Genomic DNA, 20,085 nt, shown 5'->3' with positions numbered 1-20,085 from the left:
CCTCGGGTTCACAGCCCGGCGCACGGGGCGCCCGAGCGCCGCACACGCCCTCACGGACGTCGCTGCACGCGCTCCTCAGATGCGCGGGGGCCGGGCCTCGTACGGCGTCGACAGCACCACGGTCGTACGCGTCGACACCCCCGCCAGCGACCGTAGCCGCGCCAGCAGTTCCTCCAGTTCGTGGGGGGTGGCCACGCGGACCTTGAGGATGTAGTTCTCGTCGCCCGCGACGCTGTGGCACGCCTCGATCTCCGGGACACCGGCGAGGCGTTCGGCGATGTCGTCGGGGGCGCTGGGGTCGAACGGTTTCACCGAGATGAACGCGGTCATGGGCAGCCCGACGGCCTCCGGGTCGACGACCGCGGCGTACCCGCGGATGACACCACGCTGCTCAAGCCGGCGCACCCGCTGGTGCACGGCGGACGTGGACAGGCCCGTGGCCTTGCCCAGGTCGGTGTAGCTCATCCGCCCGTCCTCGACGAGCAGCTGCACGATCTGTCGGTCCAGCTCCTCCATGGCGCAAGAACCTACAGGGCGGTTGATCTCCTCGGATACCTGAGCGGCGCAGGTCATGCCCGGTTCGTAATGTGGCTGAGAGCGCTCTGTGAGCCGTGCGGGTGACGGACCGGGCGCATCGGGCACCTGCGATTGGCATGTGACGAACGCCACAGCACCCGAACAGGCTTCGTGATGTCTCCGTGATTACCGCCGAGACGGGACGGGAAGTGCTTGCTGTGGTCGAGGCCGCAGTGCCTTCACGGCCCAGCCCGAGGGGGAGTAACCCATGCAGAGTCTTAAGCGCCTTGGTCGTACCGCGCCCAAGCGCCAGCAGCCGGTCGTCGAGCCCGAGCCGGAGGGCGTCGAAACCGACGACGAGTTCGATGCCTACGACACTCTTGAGATGTACCGGGTGATCTGCCCGGACTGCGCGCAGCCCATCGCGCTCCTCGCGGACGAGGAGGTCCTGCCTGAGCACGCGCTGTGTGCCTCGCCGTGGAACCCGTTCGGACTCACGGTCTGCGCCGGTACGGGCCGCACGGCGGCCGAGGCCCGGTCCGCCGACGAGTCCGAGGAGCTCCAGGAGCAGGACACCGCCCTCCTGTTGACCCTCCCTCAGGGGCTCGACTGGCGGACGCAGCCGTTCTCCCATGTCGGCGGCCCGGGATCGCGCCCGATGCGGATGCCGGCCATTCGACGCCAGATGGACCACCGCCAAGCCGCCTGAGCCAGAGCGCCGCCGCGAGGGCTGTTCAGCCCGCTTCTTGCCAGTAACCGCCCTGCACCATGGATCGCAGACTGCCGTGGTGCAGGATCAGCGTGTCCGGCTCCGCCGGGACGGCGACCTCACCGAAGTACGCCTGGCGGTAGGCGGCGCGCAGCACGACGATCGCGTGCCGCAGGGCCGCGTACAACGTGCGGAAGTCCATATCGTGCGGCGTGCGGCCGGTGAGGGGTGGCGGTGACGGCCCGTCAATCGCCGTGCGCAGTGGGCGCGTTGGGTGACGGGACGGTCGTCGGGCACGACGGGCCTCCCTGGGCGCACGACGGTCGACGTCGCCGGGAGGGGTGCGGCCTCCGGCGGTCCGGTTGACGGTACGCCGGACAGCCGTTGTGGGTCGGAGTCGTGACGCCTGCCGAGGGCGTCCCGTCGTACGGGACGACGGGCACGGTTCTGGACGCCCTCGCCGTGTACCCCCGTACGAGGCCACCGTGGACACACACCCGATTCCCGGGAGCGGTGACCGGCCCGCCCGCACCCGCGTTGCCCCGGTATGACCCCCACCTCGTCCACGACCGGGCGTCACCGTCATCTCCCTGTCCTTCCGCCCCCGGGACCATCGGTTTCCCGCCGGCCCGCGCTCCCGCAGGACCCGCCCATCTACAGCGCCCTGATGCGGATCTGGGCGGACCGGGGCCGCACACTGCCGGGGCGCCGCGACCCGGAGTGGATCCGGCTGGCGGCGCCCCCGAGCGGCCCCGCCCAGTTCACCAGGCTCGGAGACCCATTCGGCTCGGGCCCGCCCTTCGGCGTGACCCGAGATCCGCTCAGCGCGACTCGGGACCCGCGAGGTGACGGGCGATGACCATCCGCTGGATCTGATTGGTGCCCTCGACGATCTGGAGCACCTTGGCCTCGCGCATGTACCGCTCGACCGGGAAGTCCGCCGTGTAGCCGTACCCGCCGAGGACCTGGACGGCGTCCGTGGTGACCTTCATCACGGTGTCGGTGCAGTGCAGCTTCGCCATGGCAGCCTGCTTGGAGAAGGGCCGGCCGGCGTCGCGCAGCCGGGCCGCCGCCAGGTAGAGCGCCCGGCCCGCCTCGATCTGCGTCGCCATGTCGGCGAGCATGAAGCGCAGCCCCTGGAAGTCCGCGATCGGCCGTCCGAACTGCAGCCGCCCGGTGGCGTACGCGACGGCCTCGTCGAGCGCCGCCTGGGCCAGGCCGATCGCACAGGCCGCGATGCCGAGCCGCCCGGAGTCGAGCGCGGACAGGGCGATGGCGAAACCCTGGCCCTCGTCGCCGATCCGCCGGTCGTCGGAGATCCGCACCCCGTCGAGGTGGATCTGCGCGGTGGGCGAGCCCTTCATCCCCATCTTCTTCTCGGGCACGGCGGCGCTCAGCCCCTCGGCATCCCCGGGGACCAGGAAGGCCGTGATCCCCCGGGCGCCCTCGCCGCCGGTGCGTGCCATGACCGTGTAGAAGTCGGCGATGCCACCGTGCGTGATCCACGCCTTGGTGCCATGGAGGACCCAGTCGTCGCCCTCCCGTACGGCCTTCGTGCGCAGGGACGCCGCGTCCGAGCCCGAGGACGGCTCGGAGAGCCCGTATGCGCCGAGCAGGCCGCCGCCGAGCATCGCGGGCAGGTACTCGGCCTGCCGTTCCTTGCTGCCGTACTGGGCGAGCGCGTGACAGGACAAGGAGTGGACGCTGACACCGAGGCCGACCGTGAGCCGGGCCGCGGCGAGCTCTTCGAGAACCTGGAGGTAGACCTCGTAGGGCTGGTCACCGCCGCCGTACTCGGAGTCGTACGGCAGGCCGAGCAGTCCCGACTCCGAGAGCAGCGCGAAGAGTTCGCGCGGGAAGTGGCCGGCGTCCTCCTCCTCGGCCGCGTGCGGGACGATCTCCCGCTGGGCGATCTCACGGACGAGGGAGATCAGATCCCGGGCCTCGTCCGTGGGCAGTTGACGGTCCACCGGCTGCGGGGCGCGGTCGGGCATGGCGACGCTCTCCTCCCTGTCGGGCACTGCGGCGGACGCACCGGGGATGGGGTGGCGCCACCGGGTCTCACTGGCCACGGCCGACGGTCGTCTCCCGGGTCGCGGAAGCCGCTGACCAGCGGCTGTGGCGCTAGGAGTATGCCCGATCCGGACCAGCGAGTCACCAGTTAACGGTCGTTCATTACAACACATCGGAAGATCACCGCCACGGGCGCGGCCGGACCGGCGTCACCCGGTCGGAGCCCGGCGGCCGGGCACCGGGCCCGTCGGCGTCAGGGATCGCGGCGGGCGGGCTTCGGGGCCCGGTACGCGGGGTCGAGCTCCTCGATGGCGCGCAGCGTGCCGCCGAGCGTCTTCACCAGCAGTTCGCGCATGGTGTCCCGGGACAGGTCGGGGCCGGCGATCCAGTCCAGGGTGGCGCCCTCGACGCTGCACACCCAGCCGAGGAGGCCCATACGGGGCAGCGCGGCGATGTCGTGACGGCCGTACGCCCCCTCGGCGATGGTCGCGACGATCGCCTCGCGCACGCCGTCACGAATGGCGTGCACCTGGGCGTCGAAGCCGACGCCGCCGCTGACGATCGTGCGGTACGCGGCCTGGTTGTTCTCGGCGTAGCGGAGATAGCCGTCGAGGGTGCGGTGCACCCGCTCCTGCGGCGGGAGTTCGAGGCCGCTCGCAGCGAAGGAGACCAGGTCGGCCACGGAGTCCTCGACGATGGCGAGGTAGTAGCCGCGCTTGGACTTGAAGTAGTAGTAGATCAGCCCTTTGGCGACATGTGCCTGACGCGCTATGTCGTCCATCGACAGCGCGTCGTAGGAGGTGTCGGCGAATAACGTCCGCCCGATGGCGATGAGTTCGGCGCGGCGGGCGAGGGAGCGGTCGGTACCGCGGGTCCGCGTGCCCTCGATCGCTCCTGGTTGACTGCTCTTCAATTTCGGCCCAAGTCTCCAACGGCCAGCGGGACATGCGCAGTATGGCAGACCGCTGTCAGCCGCCTGTTCGACTCCGATCGCCAGGGTCGGGGGCCGGAAGGGATCGGTTCGGGGCGGACGCGACGGCCGCCGCCGGGACGTCGGTCACACACCACGGCCCCCGGCGGACCGGGGGCCGCGGCACAATCGGTGTGGCGACCCTGCTCAGCGCACCCCCACCGCGGCCAGCGCCTGGCGCTGCCGGGTGGTCAGGTGGGCCGGGAAGTACAGGTAGCACACGCCGCCGGTGCCGGAAACGACCTTGCCGGAGGCGTTGTAGCGCTTGGTCCTGAGCCAGATGTTCTCCCACTCACGCCGCTTGTAGACCCGCCGCACCGCCTCGTTGGTCGGGGAGTTGGGGTCGTTGGCGATCACGTCACCGCCGGCGGTGAAGCCGATCACGGTCATCAGGTGGCCGGCCGTGCCGTAGCCCGCGCCGGTCAGCTCGGTGGCGAGGAACGACTGCGACGTGATGACCGGGATGCCCGCCGCGATCAGCGTCTCCAGGTCCGTGAGCGAACGGAGCCGGGTCACCACGCCCTGGAAGTCCTTGTACGTGGCCGCGTACGCCGCGTTGAAGGGCCAGTTGCCGCAGCCCTCGTACTGGTAGTCGTACGTGAACCGGGCCGCGTGGCACACCTGTGGGTCGGCGTAGTCGGGGTTGACCCAGGCGAGGTCCCCGGCGGTTGGCTTGCGTCCCCAGTACTCAATGATCATCTGCGAGGAGGTGGGGCTGCACCAGGCCTCGCCGCCGTTGTCGTACTCGGGGTACTGCCCCTTGTGGATCTCCTGCGAGTAGCGCGGGACGACCAGTTCCTTCGCGAGCCCCGGGGTGGACTCGGCGACGGTGAAGCGGTCGGGGACGTCGGAACCCATCGCGCCGAGCCGCCAGACGGTGGGGGTGAGCGCGGTGCCGGGCTTGCGGTGGAGGGTGAGCCGCAGACGGTACGAGACCAGCCGCAGGCCGGAGGCCGGGGCGTCCACGGCGAAGGTGTCCGTCCAGACGCTGCTCTTGCCGTCGCTCTGGCCGTCGACGGAGGTGCGCCTGATGTCCTGGTCGCCGGCCGCCCACCGCCCCATCACGTACCAGGGTGTGTCCGTGCCGTCGGAGTACGTGCCCCGCAGCTCGACCTGGAGCCAGGTGCCGGCCGGGGTGCGGGCGTTCCAGGAGGCGATGGCCTCGGTCGACGGGACGGCGAGCTTGTGGACGGGAGACGTCCACGTCGCGTACTCCCAGCTGGAGGTCGTGCCGGTGTGCGGATCGGTGTAGTCGGTGGTGCCGGCCGGCGCGGCGATCACCAGGCCGGGCCGCTTGCCCGCCACCGCGCGCGTGCCCTTGGCGCTGCCGCCACGCCAGTCGGTATACGAGGTCCACGCGCGGTTGTCCACGACGGATGACGGTGCTTTCGCGGGGAGGTCGGGTGCCTTCGCGGGAAGGGCACCGCTCTGCTCGGGGCGGTGGGCCGTGGCGGCCGCGGCCGGGCCGGCGGCTCCCATCGCGGCCGCGGCGACCGCGGCGGCGAGGACGGTTCTGCGGGACGGCTGTGAAGCGCTGGTCATAAGCGGGTGACCCCCAGTGGTCCGAAGCACGGTTGGGACGACGACTGTGGGCCAACTATGGACGCCGGAAGCCGACTTCTGCCAGCACCACGCGCCCCGGCGAACCCTTCACCATTGGTCGGGACCACTGACATCACCCGAGCGGCGGCGAGCGTCACCAAGGAGTGCCGCCGCCGGTCCGCAGTAGAGTCGGCGACCGCGGCGCGCCGGCGTCGCGCCGCCTTCGCACCACACCAGGGAACCGTCATTCACGCCCTCGCCGCCCGCCTGCGCCGACTGCCACCCTCCTGCGGACCGGTCCGCCTGATCGGGATCGACGGGCACGCGGGCTCCGGAAAGACGACCTTCGCAGGTCGGCTGGCCGCCGCGCTCGACGACGCGCCCGTGCTGCACCTGGACGACATCGCCACGCACGAGGAACTGTTCGACTGGACCGGACGGCTCCTGACCCAGGTGATCGAACCGTTCGGCCGCGGCGATACGGCACGCTATCTCCCCTACGACTGGCGCGCGCGAAGCTTCGGCGCGCCCCGCCCGCTGCCCCCGGCACCGGTCGTCCTGGTCGAGGGGGTCGGCGCGGGCCGCCGCGCACTCCGCCCGTATCTGGCGCGGCTGCTGTGGCTGGAGGTAGGGAACGAGGAGGCATGGACGCGAGGGCGCTCGCGGGACGGGGAAGAGCAGCGGGAGTTCTGGGCGGGGTGGGTCGCCGCGGAGCGCCGGCACTTCGCCGAGGACCCCTCGCGCCCCTATGCCGATCTTCTGGTTCGGCAGAGGCCAGAGGGGTACGAGGTGCTGCCGGGACCTGCGGGGACTTCAGGATCGACCCTGTTCCTCACGCACGGTAACGGACCATCCGCAGTGTGCTGAACTTGTGAAGCCCCTTGCGCAGGAACTTCCCTCAGTGCTTCAACTCCGCTTGACCCGGGGGCCGTACAGGACTTACGTTCTCAATGTGCGGTCGTCGGAGACCGCCTCAGACGCGAAGCCCCCGGTTGTTCCCCCGTGATCGGGGGCTTCGTTCTGCCCGCACCCTCCTCTCGGGGCGCTTCGGGGACACAAGTCGTTCACCCTCGGTCACCGAGCGGAGTGTGCGCCGTCTGCTCCCACCTCGTAAGACGGGCCGTGCGGCACCCTTCGGCGGGCGACCGACCCGCGGGTACGATGCCCTCGGTGCGACCTTCGGACGGCTGCAGAAACGCACCGATGCAACTCCCGTCCGCGGCACGACGGTTCGACGAAGGCTGCCACGGGCACCAGCTCGGCAGCATACCGACGGGGGCACGGTTTGTGGGGGACGTGATGGATTTCGGCACGCGGGGCCCCGAGGCCCCGGCCGACCTCGCCTGGCTGCGAGGCGTGGACGCCTACACGATGGGCGCCTATCCGCAGGCGGAGGAGGAGTTCCGCACCGCGGTGCGGATGGATCCCGGGATGGCCGACGGCTGGCTCGGGCTGCACGCGCTGCGGGTGGACACGACGACCGCGCTGCTCAGGATGTTCCGGCACCGGGAGCGCTTCGGGGAACAGCGCGCCCGCCACCGGCGCACCCTCAACTCCTGGTACTGGCTGGGCTGGTGGGTGCAGCCGGTCCTGGAAAGCCCGCGCGATCTGCTGCTGGCCCACGCCTCGCACTGGCTGGACGGCCGCCATGTCCCGGAGCTGGACCGGGCGCTGGCCGGGCTGCCGCCCGTCGACGCCGACCCCCAGGTCCGCTTTCTGCACGGGTGCCGCGCCTATCTGGTCAAGGACTGGGAGCAACTGGTGCGGCACACCGACCCCTTGATCAACGACCCCATGCTGGGGATCGAGGCCGGCCTCTTCGGCGGCATGGCCCGGGTCCGCCTGGAGATGTACGGCCAGGCGGAGCCGCTGCTGTCCACGGCCCTCATGCGCTGTCGCAGCGAACAGCCGCAGCGCAAGGAGCTGCGGTACTGGCTGGCGCGGGCGCACGAGGGGACGGGCCGGTCGGCCGCCGCGCTCCCCCTGTACCGGGCCGTGCATCGGGTGGACCCCGCCTTCATGGACACCTCCGCGCGGCTCGCGGCGATCGCCGAGGGGGACGGCTACGACGACGCGGCGGACTTCGCGGCGATGGCGCTGTCCGGAGTCGGGGACGTGATGGACGGGCCGGACGGGGTGGACCCTCTGTTCGGTGCCGAGGGCCGGGAGGTGAAGCTCTCGGAGCCGGATCTGCCGCCGGGTGGACTGCCGCCCGAGACGGTCGACACGGTGGTGCGGGAGAAGTCCGGGGCCTCCGGGCAGCCGCTGCCGGCCGGGCCGACCGATCCGGCGCTGCTGGAGGAGGCGCTCGCCGAGCTGGAGCGCATGGTGGGTCTGGAGCCGGTGAAGCGCCAGGTCAAGGCGCTCTCGGCACAGCTGAACATGGCACGGCTGCGGGCGGGGCAGGGCTTACCCGTACAGCCTCCCAAGCGCCACTTCGTCTTCTCCGGCCCCTCGGGCACGGGCAAGACGACGGTCGCCCGCATCCTGGGGCGGGTCTTCTACGCCCTCGGTCTGCTCGGCGGCGACCATCTGGTGGAGGCCCAGCGCGCCGATCTGGTGGGCGAGTACCTTGGCCAGACCGCGGTGAAGGCCAACGAGTTGATCGACTCCGCCATCGGTGGCGTCCTGTTCGTGGACGAGGCGTACTCGCTGTCCAACTCCGGGTACGGCAAGGGCGACGCGTACGGGGACGAGGCGCTGCAGGTGCTGCTGAAGCGTGCGGAGGACAACCGCGACCATCTCGTCGTGATCCTCGCGGGCTATCCGGAGGGCATGGACCGTCTGCTCGCCGCCAACCCCGGGCTGTCGTCCCGCTTCACGACCCGCGTCGACTTCCCCTCGTACCGGCCCATGGAGCTCACGTCCATCGGTGAGGTACTCGCCGCGGAGAACGGTGACGTCTGGGACGAGGAGGCGCTCGACGAGCTCCGCTCCATCAGCATGCACGTGGTGGAGCAGGGCTGGATCGACGAACTCGGCAACGGCCGCTTTCTGCGCACGCTCTACGAGAAGAGCTGTGCGTACCGTGATCTGCGTCTGTCGGGGTATCCGAGCACGCCGACGCGGGACGACTTGTCGACACTGCGGTTGCCGGATCTGATGCAGGCGTATGGGGAGGTTCTTTCGGGGCGGGGGCCGCAGGATCCGTCGGGGATGTGAGTGCGGCGGGTCGGGTGAGCACGGGTTTCGCCCCCGCCGCCCCTACCCGTCCCATCCTCCAGGGGCTCCGCCCCTTCGACCCCACCAGCGGGGGCTCCGCCCCCTGGACCTCGATCCGGGCTGCGCCCCGCACCCGCCTTTCGCGGGCACGCCCCCGGCCCGTACTTCGGGGCTCCGCCTCGCACGCCTCTTCGGGGCACCGCCCCGTACTCCGGTCCGGGTCTGCGCCCGGCCCCTCTACAGGGTCCGCCTCGCGCTCCGTTCGAGTCTGCTCTCCGCGCCGCTCTCCGGGACTCGCCCCCACGCCTCTTCATGTCTGCCCCGGACGCCCCTGCGGATCTCCGCCTCGCACGCTTCTCCGGGGCCCCGCCTCGCACACCGCTTCGGGGCTCCGCCCCGCATCCCGGTTTCGGAGGGCCGCCTCACACCCTGTTCGAGTCTGTTCCCTACACCCTCTTTGGGGCCCGACCCGGACCCCCTCTTCGCGTCTTGCCCGCAAGCCTCTCCAGGGTTCGCCTCTCGCGCCCCTTCGGTCTCGCCCCGGGGCCCTCGTGTCTCGCCCCCCAAACCCCTTCGGGTCTCCGCACCGAACCCGGGTTCCGGGAGGGGGAGCCAGCCCCGGACCCCGCTCCTCAAACGCCGGAGGGCCTGGCACTCCAGTCCCCCCGGCGTTTGGGGTGATCACGCTGTGAGGGCCTCCTCCGGCGTGTCGCTGGAGTGGGGGGCGGTGTGCGGGGTGGGGTGGGGTGCGGTGGGCGGGGTCGCGTACCTCGCCCACCAGCAGTTCCAGTACGTCCTCCAGAGCGACCAGGCCCACGATCCGGCCCGAGGCGTCGGCCACCTGGGCGAGGTGGGTGGCGGCGCGGCGCATGACCGAGAGGGCGTCGTCCAGGGGGAGTTCGGAGCCCAATGTGGTCATGGGGCGCCACATCTGCTGGGGGACCGCGCGGTCGGAGTCCTCCAGGTCGAGGACGTCCTTGACGTGCAGATAGCGGCCCATGAAGGCGCCGTTCTCCGCCACCACCGGAAAGCGCGAGTAGCCCGTACGGGCCGTCAGCGCCACGACCTGGGCGGGTGTCACCGACGGACCGACCGTCACCAGGGTCTCGCGGTTCAGCAGGACGTCCGTGACCGGGCGGGAGCCCAGCTCCAGGGCATCCTCCAGGCGCTCCTGCTCCTCGGGGCCCAGCAGCCCCGCCTGCCCGGAGTCCTCCACGAGGCGGTTGAGCTGCTCGCTGGTGAAGACGGCCTCCACCTCGTCCTTCGGTTCGACCCGGAAGAGCTTCAGGACGACCCGCGCGCAGGCACCGAGCGCCGCCGTCACCGGCTTGCACAGGCGTGCGAACGCGACGAGTCCCGGGCTCAGCCACAGCGCCGTCTTCTCGGGCGCCGCCATCGCCAGGTTCTTCGGCACCATCTCACCGATGACGAGGTGCAGGAAGACGACCACGGCGAGCGCGATCACGTACCCCAGCGGGTGAATCATGCCGTCCGGCAGATGCACCGCCTCGAACACCGGTTCAAGCAGCTTGGCCACCGTCGGCTCGGCCACCGCGCCCAGCGTCAGCGAGCACACGGTGATGCCGAACTGCGCGGCGGCCATCATCTGCGGCAACCGCTCCAGGCCGTACAGCACCTGTCGCGCCCGCGCGGTTCCCAGTGGCTCGATCTGGCTGCGGCGGACGGAGACCAGGGCGAACTCCGCGCCGACGAAGAAGCCGTTGGCGAGCACGAGCAGCAGAGCGAAGAGGAGCTGAAGCACGCTCATCGGGCCGCCTCCGCGACAGGAGCGGGGGCGGGAGTGGGAGTGGGAGCGGGCGCGCTGTGGGTGGCCGGCTCGGTGTCGGTGAGTGCAGCGGATTGCGCCGCAGAGGCCCACTCCCTGGTGGAGGCATCCGCCGCAGCAACAGGACCGTCCTCCGTGGCCGGCGCCGTTCGGACAAGCCGTACCCGCTCCGCCCGATAGTGGCCGACCTCCCGCACCGACAGCCGCCAGCCGGGCAGATCGGCCCTGTCTCCGGGGGCCGGGATGCGGCCGAGCAGATCGGCGACGAGGCCCGCCACCGTCTCGTACGGGCCCTCGGGCACATCGAGGCCTATGCGCTTGAGCACATCGACGCGGCAGCTGCCGTCGGCGTCCCACGCGGGGCGCCCGTCCTCGGGCGGGGCCGTGGCGAGTTCGGGCAGGTCGTGCCCGTCGTGCTCGTCGCGCACCTCGCCGACCAGCTCCTCGACGATGTCCTCCAGGGTCACCACGCCGGCCGTGCCGCCGTACTCGTCGACGACGACCGCGATGGGCTGTTCGCTGCGCAGCTGGGCCAGGAGCGGCTGCACGGGCAGCGTCTCCGGGACGAGGAGGGGTGCTTGCGCGATGCGCCCGACCGGGGTGCGCAACCGGTCCCGCGCGGGGACGGCGAGCGCGTCCTTCAGGTGGACCATGCCGACGACCTCGTCGATGCGTTCCCGGTAGACCGGGAAGCGGGACAGGCCCGTGGCGCGGGTGAGGTTCACGACGTCCTCGGCCGTGGCGGACGACTGGAGCGCGCTCACCTTCACGCGCGGGGTCATCACGTTCTCCGCGGTCAGCCCGGCCAGGGACAGTGTCCGGACGAAGAGGTCCGCGGTGTCCTGTTCCAGCGTGCCGGCCTGGGCGGAGTGCCTGGCCAGGGAGACGAGCTCACCGGGGGTGCGGGCCGAGGCCAGCTCCTCGGCGGGCTCGACGCCCAGGGCGCGCACGAGCCGGTTGGCGACCGCGTTGAGGCCGGCGATCACCGGGCGGAAGAGGCGGGCGAAGACGTGCTGGGGGCCCGCGACGAAGCGGGCGACCTGCATCGGCCGGGACACCGCCCAGTTCTTGGGCACGAGCTCGCCGATCACCATCTGCACGGCCGAGGCCAGCAGCATGCCGACAACCACGCTGACACCGGAGACGGCGCCTTCGGGTATGCCGATCGCGGTGAACGGGCCGTGCAGCACCTCCGCGAGCGCCGGTTCGGCGAGCATGCCGACGACGAGCGAGGTGATGGTGATGCCGAGCTGGGTGCCGGAGAGCTGGAAGGACAGCTCCTTGAGCGCGCCCACGACCTTGTGGGCCCGCCGGTCGCCCTCGGCGGCGGCCTGTTCCGCGTCCGTCCTCTGGACCGTCACGAGGCCGAACTCGGCCGCCACGAAGAAGCCATTGGCGAGAATCAGCAGGAACGCCGCCCCGAGGAGCAGCAGGGGGATGGTCATGATGCCGCCGCCTCCGCACAGCCAGAACGGACGCGGTCCGTGCTATGTCGGGAGGGGGCGGCGCAGGTACTACAGGACGATCCGTCCATTGCCGGAGGGAGTCACTCCTCGGGTAGCAGGAACCCCTGCGCACCGGGCGGCGCTACAGGGGCGGTGGCGCAAAGGACACGCCTCCGCCACCAGATTAATCAAGACATGGGGTTCTACGGCAGGGGAGAGTCCCCTGAGTCCGCCCTGAAGGTGCCATGAATCACCCCTGATGCGTCTCGGGGTCTCCGATCGAGCGGGCCTCCGCGAGCGCCCGCAACGTCCGGGCGTCCTCGATCGCGCGCTGCTTGGCGATGCCCGGCTGGATGCCGAGCGCGGGCAGGCTGGAGCCGTCGCTGAGGTTGAGGAACACCCAGGGGTCGCCGGGGCGGAGGTTCACCTGGAGGATCTCCGCCCACTCCAGGTGCCGCTTACCGACGATGTTGACGACGGTGACTCCCGACTCGTCGGCGACGACCTTGGGCCGGGAGAGCAGGAGCAGCACGCAGGACAGCAGCGCGCCGGTGAAGACGAAGCTCATGCGCTCGCCGGGGCCGAGCTTCTCCAGGAGCAACGCGATCACCGTGATGACGACGAAGATCGCCACGCCCGCGGTGAGCAGGACGGCCCGGGTGCGGCCCGGCCGGAACGTGACGGGAAGAGCGGGAAGGTCTGGCAGGTCGGACATCGTGAACCGGTCCTCTTCAGGTCACAGACGGCAGGCGTGGATGGCCGTGGTCAGGATGGCCCTGGCGCCGATGTCGTACAGATCGTCCATGATCCGCTGGGCGTCCTTGGCGGGGACCATCGCGCGGACGGCGACCCAGCCCTCGTTGTGCAGCGGCGAGACGGTCGGCGACTCCAGGCCGGGGGTGAGCGCGACGGCCTTCTCCAGCTGGTCGACGCGGCAGTCGTAGTCCATCATCACGTACGTCCGGGCCACGAGGACGCCCTGGAGGCGGCGCAGGAACTGCTGCACCTTGGGCTCCTCGCCGTCCGCGCCGACGCGACGGACCACGACGGCCTCGGACTTCATGATGGGCTCGCCGATGACGGTCAGTCCCGCGTTGCGCAGCGAGGTGCCGGTCTCGACGACGTCCGCGATGACCTCGGCGACACCGAGCTCGATGGCGGTCTCGACGGCGCCGTCGAGGTGGACGACGGAGGCGTCGATGCCGTGGTCGGCGAGGTGCCCCGCGACGATGCCCTCGTAGGAGGTGGCGACCGTCATGCCGTTCAGGTCCGCCACGCCGCCCGCCGTGCCGGGCTTGGTGGCGTAGTGGAAGGTCGAGCGGGCGAAGCCGAGCGGGAGGATCTCCTCGGCCTTGGCACCGGAGTCGATGAGCAGGTCGCGGCCGGTGATGCCGATGTCGAGGCGGCCGGAGGAGACGTAGATCGCGATGTCGCGTGGGCGGAGGTAGAAGAACTCGACCTCGTTCGCCGGGTCGACGATGCGCAGTTCCTTGGACTCGCGGCGCTGCCGGTAGCCCGCCTCATGCAGCATCTCCGCCGCAGGGCCGGAGAGTGAACCCTTGTTGGGGACGGCGATGCGCAGCATGAGGGTGGCTTCCTTCGCATGGAGATGTACGGAAATGTGTGCGGGTGCGGCTCAGAGATGGGCGTAGACGTCGTCGAGGGAGATCCCGCGCGCGACCATCATCACCTGGACGTGGTACAGCAGCTGCGAGATCTCCTCGGCGGCGGCGTCCTTGCCCTCGTACTCGGCGGCCATCCAGACCTCGGCGGCCTCTTCGACGACCTTCTTGCCGATGGCGTGGACGCCCTTGCCGACGAGTTCGGCGGTGCGCGAGGTGGCGGGATCGCCGTGGGCGGCCTTGTGCTGGAGCTCGGTGAAGAGCTCCTCGAACGTCTTCTTGGACATGGTGGCGCCCACTTTACGCGTGTGCCGACAGACCTAACGCCAGGGTTCGGATACTGAGCGGAGCGTGGCGGCGGTCGCCACGGCGGCCGTCACCGCCTCGTGCCCCTTGTCCTCGCTGGAGCCCTCGATGCCCGCGCGGTCCAGGGCCTGCTCCTCGGTGTCGCAGGTCAGTACGCCGAAGCCGATGGGGACGCCCGTGTCGACGGAGACCTGGGTGAGGCCCTGGGTGACGCCCTGGCACACATAGTCGAAGTGGGGGGTGCCGCCCCGGATGACGACGCCGAGGGCGACGATCGCGTCGTAGCCGCGGCCCGCGAGGACCTTGGCGACGACCGGGAGCTCGAAGCTGCCGGGGACGCGCAGGACGGTCGGCTCGTCGATGCCGAGTTCGCGCAGGGCGCGCAGGGCGCCGTCGACGAGGCCGTCCATGACCTTCTCGTGCCACTGGGCGGCGATGACCGCGACGCGCAGGTCGCCGCAGTTCTTCACGCTCAGTTCGGGTGCGCCCTTGCCGCTCACATTGCTCCTTGGTTCTCGTGCTCGCTCGACTTGCTGAGTGCTCGTCTTGCCGGGTGCTGGTTCTACTGGTTGCCGCAGGTGGACGCGGTGGTCGTGTCCAGCCAGGGCAGGTCGTGCCCCATCCGGTCCCGCTTGGTGCGCAGGTAGCGGAGGTTGTGCTCGCCTGCCTGTACGGGCATCGGCTCTCGGCCGGTGACCGTGAGTCCGTGGTGGGTGAGCGCGTCCGTCTTCTCGGGGTTGTTGGTCATCAGCCGTACGCTGCGGACGCCGAGGTCCTCCAGGATCCGGGCGCCCGCGCCGTAGTCCCGGGCGTCGGCGGGCAGGCCGAGTTCCAGGTTGGCGTCGAGGGTGTCGCTGCCGCGCTCCTGGAGTTCGTACGCGCGCAGCTTGGACAGCAGGCCGATGCCACGGCCCTCGTGGCCGCGCAGGTAGACGACCACGCCCCGGCCTTCGGCCGCGATGCGCTGCAGCGAGGTCTCCAGCTGAGGGCCGCAGTCGCAGCGCAGGGAGTGGAAGACGTCGCCGGTGAGGCACTCGGAGTGGACCCGGACGAGGACGTCCTGCCCGTCGCCGATGTCGCCGTGGACGAGGGCTACGTGCTCGACGCCGTCGGCGGTGGAGCGGTAGCCGTGCGCCGTGAACTCGCCGAAGACGGTGGGCAGATGTGTCCTGGCCTCGCGGCGGACGGTGGGCTCGGACGGGGGTGCCACCTGCTGGGGCAACGTGGCGCGCTCAGAGGAGTGCCGAGTGGAAGGCTCGAGGGAGCGGCGGTAGGTGATCAGGTCCTCGATGGAGATGATCGACAGGCCGTGCTTGCGGGCGAACGGGATCAGATCGGGCAGGCGCAGCATGCGGCCGTCCTCGCCGGCGATCTCGACGATGGCGCCCGCGGGGCGCAGTCCGGCGAGCCGGGCGAGGTCGACGGCGGCCTCCGTGTGGCCGTTGCGCACGAGCACGCCGCCGGGCCGGGCCCGCAGCGGGAAGATGTGGCCGGGGCGCACGAAGTCGCCGGGCTGCGCCGTGCCGCTCGCCAGAAGCTGGAGCGTGGTGGCGCGGTCGGAGGCGGAGATGCCGGTGGTGACGCCGTGCTCGGGTGAGGCGTCGACGGTGACCGTGAAGGCGGTACGCATCGACTCGGTGTTGTGCTGCACCATCTGGGGCAGTTCGAGCCGGTCGAGCTCGTCGCCCTCCATGGGCGCGCAGATCATGCCCCGGCACTCGCTCATCATGAAGGCGATGATCTCGGGGGTGACCTTCTCGGCGGCGATGACGAGGTCGCCCTCGTTCTCCCGGTTCTCGTCGTCGACGACCACGACCGGGCGGCCCGCCGCGATGGCGGCGATGGCCTGTTCGACCGGGTCGAGGGTGAAGTCCGCGAAGTCGTCGGCGGTGTTTGTGCTGTAGAGGATCGGCGCCGTGGTCATGCGGGAACTCCTTCCAGGGCGGGCTGCCGGGAGCGCAGCCACCAGTCGCGCATGCCCCACAGGACGAGCGCGCCGTAGACGACGTAGACGAAACCGGAGAAGGCGAAGCCGTTGGCGAAGTTCAGCGGCACGCCGACGAGGTCGACGAGCAGCCAGGCGAACCAGAACTCGACCATGCCGCGGGCCTGGGCGTACATGGCGACGATCGTGCCGACGAAGATGTACGCGTCCGGCCAGGGGTCCCAGGAGAGGGCCGGGTAGGCGGTGAACAGGCCGCCGACGGCGACTGTGCCGAGCGCGGCCGCGACGACGAGGAGTACGCGCTCGCGCCAGGTGGCGAACCGTACGGCGATGTGGCCGTCGCCACCGTTTTCGGACCGGCCGCGACCGCGGTTCCACTGCCACCAGCCGTAGACCGCGACGAGCATGACGACCACCTGCTTGCCGGCGCTGCCGGAGAGGTGGGCGGTGACGAAGGCCGTGAAGAGGATGACACCGGACAGGAACTGTGCGGGCCAGGTCCAGATGGAGCGGCGCCAGCCGAGCGCGAGGCCGATCAGGCCGATCAGGTTGCCGATCATGTCCGACCACTTGATGTGCTGGCCGAACAGCGTGAACGCCTCGGAGTTGAGCCAGTTCACCGGTCGGCCCCCTGACTGGCCCCGCGGTCGCCGAGCAGCCGCTCGACGTACTTGGCGATGACGTCGACCTCCAGGTTGACCGGGTCGCCCGCCTGCTTGTGGCCGAGGGTGGTGAGGGCGAGGGTGGTCGGGATGAGGCTGACCGTGAAGTGGTCGGGGCCCGCGTCGACGACGGTGAGGCTGATGCCGTCGACGGTGATGGAGCCCTTCTCCACGACGTACCGGGAGAGGTCGGCGGGGAGCGAGATCTTCACGATCTCCCAGTTCTCGGACGGCTTGCGTTCGAGGACCGTGCCCGTGCCGTCGACGTGACCCTGCACGATGTGGCCGCCGAGGCGCGCGCCCACCGCCATGGGGCGTTCGAGGTTGACGCGGGAGCCGACGGTCAGGGCGCCGAGGCTGGAGCGCTGGAGCGTCTCGGCCATGACGTCGGCGGTGAACCAGTCGTCCTCGTGCTCCACGACCGTGAGACAGACGCCGTTGACGGCGATGGAGTCACCGTGCTGCGCGCCCTGCGTGACGACGGGGCCACGCAGGCGGAAGCGGGAGGAGTCGCCGAGGTTTTCGACGGCGGTGATCTCACCCAGCTCTTCGACGATTCCGGTGAACACTTCCCGGGTCCTCCTGCCTCATAGGGCTCGGACTCCGGGGCTGTCGAAGACGACAGACTGAGCGGACAACGGCACAGGGAGCGACGCCGCAGGGGGCCCGTCTTGAAGACGGACCACGAACAGACGGCGGCGCGCACGCATGCCCGCCCGCCGCGCACTGCCTCCCATCCGGACTTTAACCGTCGGTCCAGGAATTTCACCTGGTCAACCGATCGCTGGAAGCGACCGGGTCGCGGACTGTAACCGCCGGTTCGGACTTTCACCGACCCCGGAGTGCGCTGCTTCTGGTACAGGGTCAGTGTGCCACGTCTGATCGTCACTCATGCGACGGACTGCTGTGGGGTGCCTCACAGGCATCCAGACTGCACTTCCCGGACGGCCGGCGGAATCTCAACCGCCGCACTTCAACAGTCCGTTGAATTGGTACGGACTTATTGACCACGTGGTCTAGTCCTCTTAAGGTCTGCCATTGCGGCTCGCACCCAAGAGCGACCCGGCGGCGGTGACGAAGGCCCTTGCCCGTCGCCGGGTCCACGAGGGGGAGTCGGCCGGCCTGTGCCCCCAGCAAGACCAACTGCCGCCAACTGCCGTTTCCCGTCCTCGATGTCACATTTCCGGGAACCGTTCCGTCGAAGCCGGCGTAGGGAGACTCCACGAGGGAGCGCCCACTGTCCGAAGGGCGGAACAGCATGACCACGATCCTGGTGACCGGCGGAACCGGGACGCTCGGCCGGCTCGTCACCGAGCGGCTGCGCACGGACGGGCACGAGGTGCGGGTGCTCAGTCGGCACAGCCCGCCGTACGCCGTGGATCTGCGCGAGGGCGGCGACGGCCTGGACGCGGCCGTGTCGGGCGTCGACACGATCGTGCACTGCGCGAGCACACCGCGCGGGGGTGACGAGCGGGCGGCGGCGAACCTGATCTCGGCCGCGCTCAGGGCGGGCGTGGGCCATCTGGTCCACATCTCGATCGGCGGCGTCGACCGGGTGCCGCTCGGCTACTACCGGGCCAAACTGGCCGTGGAGCGGCAGATCGAGCAGTCGGGGCTCGGCTGGACGGTCCTGCGCACGACCCAGTTCCACGACCTGCTCGTGATGGTCTTCCAGGCGCTGTCCAAGCCTCCGGTCATGCTCCTGCCGGCCGGGGTGAGCGATCAGCCGATCGCCGTCGCCGAGGTCGCCGACCGCCTGGCCGAACTCGCCGCGGGCGCCCCCGCCGGGCGGGTCGCGGACATGGGCGGGCCCGAGGTCCGTACGCTCCCCGAGCCGGCCCGCGCCTACCTGGCGGCCACCGGCCGCCGTCGGCCGATCGTGAACGTCCCGCTCGCCGGCAAGGGGTACCGCGGGTTCCGGGCCGGCGGTCACCTGATGCCGGAACGGGCCGTGGGGAAGGGCACGTTCGAGGAGTTCCTTACCGAACGGTTCGGTGGCGGACGGGTGCGGTGAACCGCCGTGCCGGGGGATCCGGCCACGGCGGGTGACCGTTCCGCCAGGCGGGCCTACCGCGAGGACGGCGGCCCGAACAGCTCGTCCTGAGCGGCGTCCCGCGCCATCAGCAGCGCACCGCGCAGCACGGCGCCACCCCCGAGCAGGCTCGCCCGCACCTCGGTCGCCAGCGGCGACATCCGCCCCAGCCGCTCGGCGACCCGGGCCGCGAGCACGGCGCCGCCCGCCTGCCCGACCTCACCGCCGAGCACCACACAGCCGGGGTCGAGGACGGCGACGACCGAGGCAACGCCTATGGTGAGGCGATCGGCCAGGGAGTCGAGGAAGCCGGAGGCCGCGCCGCTCTCCCCTGCCGCGGCCTCCCGTACGAGATTCGCCGCGCGCACCCCGGCCTCCGCCCCTTCCCCCACCAGCCCGTACTCGTCGGCCAGTGTCACCACGGCCGCGTCGCCGCCGAGGGAGTGGAAGCCGCCGGCGCAGTCCGTGGCCGAGGGGAGCGTGGCCGTGCCGGGCACCGGGAGGAAGCCGATCTCGCCCGTGCCGCCGGAGGCGCCGCGGCGGAGGCGGCCGTCGAGGACGACGGCGGCGCCGGTGCCGAGGCCGAGCCACAGCAGGACGAAGGTGTCGCGGTCGTGGGCGGCGCCGTCCCGCTGCTCGGCGAGTGCGGCGAGATTCGTCTCGTTCTCGACGATCACACGGGCCGGAAGGCGCTCACCGAGCGCCGCGACCAGGCGGCGGTGCCATTCGGGGAGACCGGAGGAGTTGCGGAGTTCGCCGGTGGCGGGGTCGATGAGGCCCGGGGCTCCGATGCCCACGGTGTGCAGCGGGTCGGCCCCCGCCTCCTTGGCCGCGCGCTCCACCAGCGCGACCGCCTGCTCCACCGCGGGTCCGGTTCCGGTGTCGTCCGCGATCGGCAGGGACGCCCGGCCGAGCTCCGTACCGAGCAGGTCGGAGATGACGACGGTCACTCCCTCGGTGCGCACGTCGAGGGCCGCCAGGTGTGCGCGGTCGGCGACGATCCCGTACAGGCGCGCGTTCGGGCCGCGGCGCTGCTCCCCCGACTCGCCCACGATCTCGATGAGACCGGCCGTCATGAGGCGCTCCACGAGGTCGGCGACCGTCGGCCGGGACAGTCCGGTGAGCTGCTTCAGCCGACCTGCCGTCAGCGGGCCCTCCTGCTGCAGCAGCCGCAGGGCGAGCCGGTCGTTGATGGCCCGGGCGGTGCTCGGTGATGCGGGCATGCCGGGATCCTTCCAGATCAGTGGCGGCACACAGCCGGTGGCTGTTGAGCGCCCCTTTCACGCCTATCTATCAGGCAGGGTTCCTGATAGTTTACGCGGCGCGATGATTTCGGTGACGGCGGGGCGCTGTGTGCTCCGGTCCGGGAAGGAGA

17 protein-coding genes, 2 pseudogenes and 1 riboswitch are annotated in these 20,085 nt (G+C 71.0%); of the genes and pseudogenes, 4 read left to right on the top strand and 15 right to left on the bottom strand.

Translation table 11 applies throughout. The features are described 5' to 3' along the window. Positions 1–75: 75 nt before the first annotated feature. Complete coding sequence (locus tag E0500_RS36395; protein WP_131562340.1) at positions 76–516, bottom strand: Lrp/AsnC family transcriptional regulator; 441 nt, start codon at positions 514–516, stop codon at positions 76–78. 268 nt (positions 517–784) lie between these two features. On the opposite strand from E0500_RS36395, the gene E0500_RS36390 reads away from it, so the two are divergent. After that, entirely contained in the window at positions 785–1,225 is a 441-nt protein-coding gene (locus E0500_RS36390) for a hypothetical protein (RefSeq protein WP_131562338.1), read from the top strand. Between the two features lie 25 nt (positions 1,226–1,250). Here the strand turns inward: E0500_RS36390 and E0500_RS36385 are convergent. The 4 genes and pseudogenes from E0500_RS36385 to E0500_RS36370 all read right to left on the bottom strand — a co-directional run. After that, positions 1,251–1,451: pseudogene (locus tag E0500_RS36385) on the bottom strand (phosphotransferase family protein); the annotation flags it as partial. A gap of 595 nt (positions 1,452–2,046) precedes the next feature. Further along, on the bottom strand, positions 2,047–3,219 hold the full coding sequence (locus E0500_RS36380) for an acyl-CoA dehydrogenase family protein (RefSeq protein WP_131562393.1): 1,173 nt from the start codon (positions 3,217–3,219) through the stop codon (positions 2,047–2,049). Between the two features lie 272 nt (positions 3,220–3,491). After that, on the bottom strand, positions 3,492–4,151 hold the full coding sequence (locus E0500_RS36375; RefSeq protein WP_131562334.1) for a TetR/AcrR family transcriptional regulator: 660 nt from the start codon (positions 4,149–4,151) through the stop codon (positions 3,492–3,494). Between the two features lie 204 nt (positions 4,152–4,355). Continuing rightward, a complete protein-coding gene (locus E0500_RS36370; RefSeq protein WP_131562332.1) occupies positions 4,356–5,750 on the bottom strand; it encodes a peptidase C39 family protein in 1,395 nt (464 codons plus the stop codon). 246 nt (positions 5,751–5,996) lie between these two features. Between E0500_RS36370 and E0500_RS36365 the strand changes: the two genes are divergently transcribed. Then, the gene (locus tag E0500_RS36365) at positions 5,997–6,617 is read left to right on the top strand and encodes a uridine kinase (RefSeq protein WP_131562390.1); all 621 of its coding nucleotides are present in this window, start codon (positions 5,997–5,999) and stop codon (positions 6,615–6,617) included. 432 nt (positions 6,618–7,049) lie between these two features. Then, positions 7,050–8,912: an AAA family ATPase gene (locus E0500_RS36360; protein WP_131562330.1), complete on the top strand. Its 1,863-nt coding sequence runs from the start codon at positions 7,050–7,052 to the stop codon at positions 8,910–8,912. Between the two features lie 681 nt (positions 8,913–9,593). Here E0500_RS36360 and E0500_RS36355 read toward each other — a convergent pair. The 9 genes and pseudogenes from E0500_RS36355 to E0500_RS36315 all read right to left on the bottom strand — a co-directional run bounded on the left by E0500_RS36355 (position 9,594) and on the right by E0500_RS36315 (position 17,247). Further along, positions 9,594–10,680, bottom strand: a pseudogene (locus tag E0500_RS36355) (hemolysin family protein). After that, the gene (locus E0500_RS36350) at positions 10,677–12,143 is read right to left on the bottom strand and encodes a hemolysin family protein (protein WP_131564841.1); all 1,467 of its coding nucleotides are present in this window, start codon (positions 12,141–12,143) and stop codon (positions 10,677–10,679) included. The pseudogene E0500_RS36355 and the gene E0500_RS36350 overlap by 4 nt, the downstream one beginning before the upstream one ends. 250 nt (positions 12,144–12,393) lie before the next feature. Further along, positions 12,394–12,858, bottom strand: coding sequence for a PH domain-containing protein (locus E0500_RS36345; RefSeq protein ID WP_131564839.1), 465 nt, complete (start codon positions 12,856–12,858; stop codon positions 12,394–12,396). A 21-nt stretch (positions 12,859–12,879) separates the two neighbouring features. Continuing rightward, the gene (gene hisG / locus E0500_RS36340; RefSeq protein ID WP_131564837.1) at positions 12,880–13,728 is read right to left on the bottom strand and encodes an ATP phosphoribosyltransferase; all 849 of its coding nucleotides are present in this window, start codon (positions 13,726–13,728) and stop codon (positions 12,880–12,882) included. Positions 13,729–13,779: 51 nt separating this feature from the next. Then, a complete protein-coding gene (locus E0500_RS36335; protein ID WP_128789165.1) occupies positions 13,780–14,052 on the bottom strand; it encodes a phosphoribosyl-ATP diphosphatase in 273 nt (90 codons plus the stop codon). Positions 14,053–14,085: 33 nt separating this feature from the next. Then, positions 14,086–14,571, bottom strand: coding sequence for a 6,7-dimethyl-8-ribityllumazine synthase (ribH, locus tag E0500_RS36330; RefSeq protein ID WP_131564835.1), 486 nt, complete (start codon positions 14,569–14,571; stop codon positions 14,086–14,088). 62 nt (positions 14,572–14,633) lie between these two features. Then, complete coding sequence (locus E0500_RS36325; protein ID WP_131564833.1) at positions 14,634–15,995, bottom strand: bifunctional 3,4-dihydroxy-2-butanone-4-phosphate synthase/GTP cyclohydrolase II; 1,362 nt, start codon at positions 15,993–15,995, stop codon at positions 14,634–14,636. Next, positions 15,992–16,636, bottom strand: coding sequence for a nicotinamide mononucleotide transporter family protein (locus tag E0500_RS36320; protein ID WP_131564831.1), 645 nt, complete (start codon positions 16,634–16,636; stop codon positions 15,992–15,994). The genes E0500_RS36325 and E0500_RS36320 overlap by 4 nt, the downstream gene beginning before the upstream one ends. Further along, positions 16,633–17,247 carry a riboflavin synthase gene (locus E0500_RS36315; RefSeq protein ID WP_131564829.1) on the bottom strand — a complete coding sequence of 205 codons (615 nt, stop codon included), beginning with the start codon at positions 17,245–17,247 and terminating at the stop codon, positions 16,633–16,635. The genes E0500_RS36320 and E0500_RS36315 overlap by 4 nt, the downstream gene beginning before the upstream one ends. Before the next feature lie 150 nt (positions 17,248–17,397). After that, positions 17,398–17,528: riboswitch (FMN riboswitch) on the bottom strand. A 408-nt stretch (positions 17,529–17,936) separates the two neighbouring features. Here E0500_RS36315 and E0500_RS36310 point away from each other — a divergent pair. After that, the gene (locus tag E0500_RS36310; RefSeq protein WP_131564827.1) at positions 17,937–18,692 is read left to right on the top strand and encodes an SDR family oxidoreductase; all 756 of its coding nucleotides are present in this window, start codon (positions 17,937–17,939) and stop codon (positions 18,690–18,692) included. Between the two features lie 53 nt (positions 18,693–18,745). On the opposite strand, the gene E0500_RS36305 is transcribed toward E0500_RS36310, so the two are convergent. Next, entirely contained in the window at positions 18,746–19,933 is a 1,188-nt protein-coding gene (locus E0500_RS36305; RefSeq protein ID WP_131564825.1) for an ROK family transcriptional regulator, read from the bottom strand. Positions 19,934–20,085 lie beyond the last annotated feature (152 nt).

Source organism: Streptomyces sp. KM273126, from assembly GCF_004337435.2.
Classification (GTDB): Bacteria; Actinomycetota; Actinomycetes; order Streptomycetales; family Streptomycetaceae; genus Streptomyces; species Streptomyces acidicola.
The sequence above is the reverse complement of the archived record's forward strand: the minus strand, read 5'-3'. Positions and strand labels throughout refer to the sequence as shown.